General features: G+C 40.6%; 4 protein-coding genes. 3 read left to right on the top strand and 1 reads right to left on the bottom strand.

Translation table 11 applies throughout. The features are described 5' to 3' along the window. The 3 genes from ADH31_RS03305 to ftsY form a co-directional block, all read left to right on the top strand. Positions 1 to 681 (top strand): HAD-IIB family hydrolase (locus ADH31_RS03305; protein WP_049508994.1); only part of this gene is annotated, 681 nt, incomplete at its 5' end. Beyond that, a complete protein-coding gene (locus ADH31_RS03300; protein WP_000763410.1) occupies positions 681 to 1499 on the top strand; it encodes a Cof-type HAD-IIB family hydrolase in 819 nt (272 codons plus the stop codon). The genes ADH31_RS03305 and ADH31_RS03300, both read left to right, overlap by 1 nt. A gap of 3 nt (positions 1500 to 1502) precedes the next feature. Then, positions 1503 to 2957, top strand: coding sequence for a signal recognition particle-docking protein FtsY (gene ftsY, locus ADH31_RS03295; protein ID WP_049508993.1), 1455 nt, complete (start codon positions 1503 to 1505; stop codon positions 2955 to 2957). A gap of 39 nt (positions 2958 to 2996) precedes the next feature. On the opposite strand, the gene zwf is transcribed toward ftsY, so the two are convergent. Next, positions 2997 to 4484, bottom strand: a complete 1488-nt coding sequence (gene zwf / locus ADH31_RS03290; RefSeq protein WP_049508992.1) for a glucose-6-phosphate dehydrogenase — start codon at positions 4482 to 4484, stop codon at positions 2997 to 2999. Between the last annotated feature and the right edge of the window lie 190 nt (positions 4485 to 4674).

Raw genomic sequence — 4674 nt, 5'->3', positions numbered from 1 at the left:
CGCAATAGCTTGACTGAGTATTTCCGTGTTGATAATCTTGAAAAGCATTTTGCGGATGTTAAAGATGAGATTATTTTCATTGCTGAAAATGGGAGTCTCGTTCGCTTCCATGGAGAGGACCTTTATGAAGCAACCATGCCTCGTGATTTTTACCTATCAACATTTGAAAAACTAAAGACTTCACATTATTTTGATGAGAAAAAGATGCTCTTGACTGGTAAAGAGGCTTGCTATGTCTTAGATACAGTAGATGAAACCTATCTTATGTTTAGTCATCATTACAATGAAAATATCAAAAAAGTAGCCAGTCTTGAAGAGATTACCGATGAGATTTTCAAATTCACAACTAACTTTACTGAAGAGACAGTAGAAGCTGGAGAAGCTTGGGTCAATGAACATGTTCCTGGTGTTAAGGCTATGACGACAGGTTTTGAATCTATTGACATCGTTTTAGATCATGTTGACAAGGGAGTCGCTATTGTCGAATTGGCTAAGAAATTAAATCTAGATATGGATCAAGTGATGGCCTTTGGTGATAACCTCAACGACCTTCACATGATGCAGGTTGTAGGGCACCCAGTCGCACCTGAAAATGCTCGTCCAGAGATTTTAGAACTTGCTGAAACAATTATTGGACACCACAAGGACCAATCAGTTATTGCTTATATGGAGGAATTGTAATGGCAGATATTAAATTAATTGCTTTGGACTTAGATGGAACCTTGCTGACGACAGACAAGAAATTGACGGATCGTACCAAGGCAACTTTAAAGGCTGCGCGTGATCAGGGAGTCAAAGTGGTATTGACAACTGGACGTCCCCTCAAGGCTATGGATTTCTTCCTCAAAGAGCTTGGAACAGAGGGCCATGATGATGAGTATACTATCACCTTTAATGGTGGATTGGTTCAGAAAAATACGGGAGAAATCCTTGATAAAACAGTCTTTTCGATTGATGATGTGACACGCATTTACGAGGAAACTGAAAAGCTAGGTATTCCTTTAGATGCTATTTCTGAAGGTACAGTTTACCAAATTCAATCAGATCAAGAGAGTCTGTATGCTAAATTTAATCCTGCTCTAACTTTTGTTCCAATTGACTTTGAAGATTTGTCTAGTCAAATGACTTATAATAAATGTGTGACAGCCTTTGCCCAAGAACCGCTGGATGCAGCAATTGCTAACATTTCATCAGACTTGTTTAACAATTATGAAATTTTTAAATCTCGCGACATGCTTTTGGAATGGTCACCAAAGAACGTTCATAAGGCTACTGGATTAGCTAAATTGATCGACCACCTAGGAATTGACCAAAGTCAGGTGATGGCTTGTGGAGATGAGGCTAATGACCTTTCCATGATTGAATGGGCAGGACTTGGCGTCGCCATGCAAAATGCTGTGCCTGAGGTTAAGGAAGTTGCAAATGTAGTCACCCCTATGACCAATGACGAGGAAGCTGTTGCCTGGGCCATTGAAAAATATGTACTGAAGGAGAACTAAAGTATGGGATTATTTGACCGTTTATTTGGTAGAAAAGAAGAACCAAAAATCGAAGAAGTTGTTAAAGAAGCTTTGGAAAACTTGGATCTGACAGAACCTGGCGAGGAAGTTGAAGCACTTGGAACTGAAGAAGTTGAAGTGAAAAATACTGAAGAAATCGACCAAAGTTCAGAATTTGAGGAAACTTATTCTAAAGAAGCTAGTGAGTCGGAAGAACCAGTAGCAGAAACTACTACAGAAACAGTTGAACCAATAGCAACCCCTCAGGAAGAAGAGACTCAGTTTGAAGAGGAAACTGAGTGTCATTGTTGTCAGGAAGAGTCAGAGTCAACAGAAGTTGAAGAAACTGAAGCCAGCTCTCAAGAAGTAGTGGAGTTTGTTGCAGAAGAACCTGAGTCACCAGTCGAAGAAGTAGCTTCAAGTGATAGTGGCGAGGAAGAATCTGATCAAGTTCAACCAGACGAAACGGAAGCAGACACTTCTCAAGAAGTGGAAGAAGATCTAGTAATCGAAGAAATTCCTCCAGTTCAAGAGACTGTACAGGAAAAATATGACCGTAGTCTCAAGAAAACTCGTACGGGATTTGGTGCTCGTTTGAATGCCTTCTTTGCTAACTTCCGCTCTGTTGATGAAGAATTCTTCGAAGAACTAGAAGAACTGCTTATCATGAGTGACGTTGGTGTTCAGGTAGCTTCAAATCTTACTGAAGAATTGCGTTACGAAGCCAAGCTTGAAAATGCCAAGAAACCTGATGCCCTTCGTCGTGTCATCATCGAAAAATTGGTAGAGTTGTATGAGAAGGATGGCAACTACAACGAAAGTATTAATTTCCAAGATGGTTTGACAGTTATGCTCTTTGTAGGTGTCAATGGAGTCGGCAAAACAACTTCAATCGGTAAATTGGCACATCGCTACAAGCAAGCAGGCAAGAAAGTCATGCTGGTTGCTGCAGATACCTTCCGTGCTGGTGCAGTTGCTCAATTAGCTGAATGGGGACGTCGTGTGGATGTTCCAGTGGTTACAGGACCAGAAAAAGCTGATCCAGCCAGTGTTGTCTTTGATGGGATGGAACGAGCAGTGGCAGAAGGTGTTGACATTCTCATGATTGATACAGCTGGCCGTTTACAAAACAAGGAAAACTTGATGGCAGAGTTGGAAAAAATTGGTCGTATTATTAAACGTGTCGTTCCAGAAGCTCCGCATGAAACCTTCCTAGCTCTGGATGCCTCAACAGGTCAAAATGCCCTGGTACAAGCCAAGGAATTTTCAAAAATTACTCCTGTTACAGGAATTGTCTTAACCAAAATTGATGGAACTGCCCGAGGTGGTGTCGTTCTTGCTATCCGTGAAGAACTCAATATTCCTGTTAAGTTGATTGGATTTGGTGAAAAGATTGATGATATCGGTGAGTTCAACTCAGAAAACTTTATGAAGGGACTTTTAGAAGGTCTGATATAAAAGAAAATCCTGCAAGAATTCTTGCAGGATTGTTTTTGATTATTCTAAACGACCATCTTTACGATAGGCGATATCTGGTTGCCAAGTCCACTCAGCTCCGTATTTTTCAAGGAGTTCAAAGCTAGCTTGAGGTCCCATGCTACCAGCCTTGTAGTCATGGAGTGGAGCACCGTTTTCAGCCCAAAGCTTTTCAATACTGTCAATCAATTTCCATGAGGCACTCACTTCATCCCAGTGGCTAAAGTTAGTTGAATTATTGTTCAAAACATCATAGATGAGTTTTTCATAGGGATCTGGCGAAGCACCTGTTGCAGTCGCATCTGTTCGATAGTCAAGAAAATTTGGCGCAAGGCTAAACTCTTCTCCGACCTTTTTTCCGTTAAGACTGAGAGAGAATCCTTCAGTTGGTTGGATGTAGATAGTAAGCACATTCGGTGCTAGTGGTTCTCCGAAAATGGAATCCATTTGCTTGAAGACAATATTCACGTGTGTTCCTTTTTCAGTGAGGCGTTTCCCTGTACGGAAGAAGAAAGGTACATCACGGAAACGATCAGTGTCAACAAAGAAAGCACCTGATGCAAAGGTTTCTGTCATAGATTCAGGGTTAACATTTGGTTCACTACGGTAAGAGATGTATTTCATGCCATCAACTTTACCAGAACGATATTGACCACGGATGAATTGTTCTTTGAGTTCCTCATCTGTAGGGTGGTAAAGGTTCTTGAAGACCTTGATTTTCTCTGCGCGAATGTCATCCTTTGTAAAGCTTGCTGGCTTGTCCATAGCAAGGAGTGACAGAAGTTGGAGAGTGTGGTTTTGAACCATGTCTCGAAGGGCACCAGATTCATCATAGTAGCCACCACGCTCTTCAACACCTAGGCGCTCTGCAAAGGTAATCTGTACGTTATCGATGTGCTCACGATTCCAAACATTTTCAAAAATCATATTGGCAAAGCGAATAGCAAAAATACTTTGAATCATTTCTTTACCGAGATAGTGGTCGATACGATAGATTTGCTCTTCGTTAAAAGTAGCTAGGAGTTCTTCGTTTAGTTTGCTTGCAGTCTCATAGTCTGTTCCAAAAGGTTTCTCAACGATCAAACGTTCAAAGCCTTTACCATCAACAATTTGCTCTGATTTGAGGTGTTTGGCGATGGTACCAAAGAACTGAGGTGCCATTGAGAGGAAGAAGAGTTTGTTGTGCTCAGTCTGATATTTTTCGTTTAATTCAGCTTGAAGCTTGCGTAATTCGATATAGTGCTCAGTGTCATTAACATCGTGGCTTTGATAGTAAAAATGACTCGCAAATGCTTGAGCTTCCTCTACACTATCTGCCAAGTCTAAAATAGATTCGACAACGACAGATTCGAAATACTCCTTACTCCAAGGTCTGCGAGCAGTTCCAATAACAGCAAAATGATCAGAAAGATTACCTGATTTATAAAGTCTAAAAAGTGAAGGGTAGAGCTTACGTTTGGCCAAATCCCCACTTGCACCGAAAATTGTAACAATAACTTTTGATGACATCTAGCTACCTAATTTCTATTTTGTTTCCTAGTTAAACTAGGCATGAGGAGTCCCCATTTTTCATATCCTTTATTTTATCATAATTTTCTAAAAAATCCAAAAATCCAATACGTCTATATTAAGAGTCTGGGCATAAACTTAATTTCATACTCTTCGAAAATCTCTTCAAACCACGTCAGCGTCGCCTTAC

It is taken from the genome of Streptococcus pseudopneumoniae (assembly GCF_001072375.1).
Classification (GTDB): domain Bacteria; phylum Bacillota; class Bacilli; order Lactobacillales; family Streptococcaceae; genus Streptococcus; species Streptococcus pseudopneumoniae_L.
This window is presented reverse-complemented; position numbering and strand designations above follow the sequence as displayed.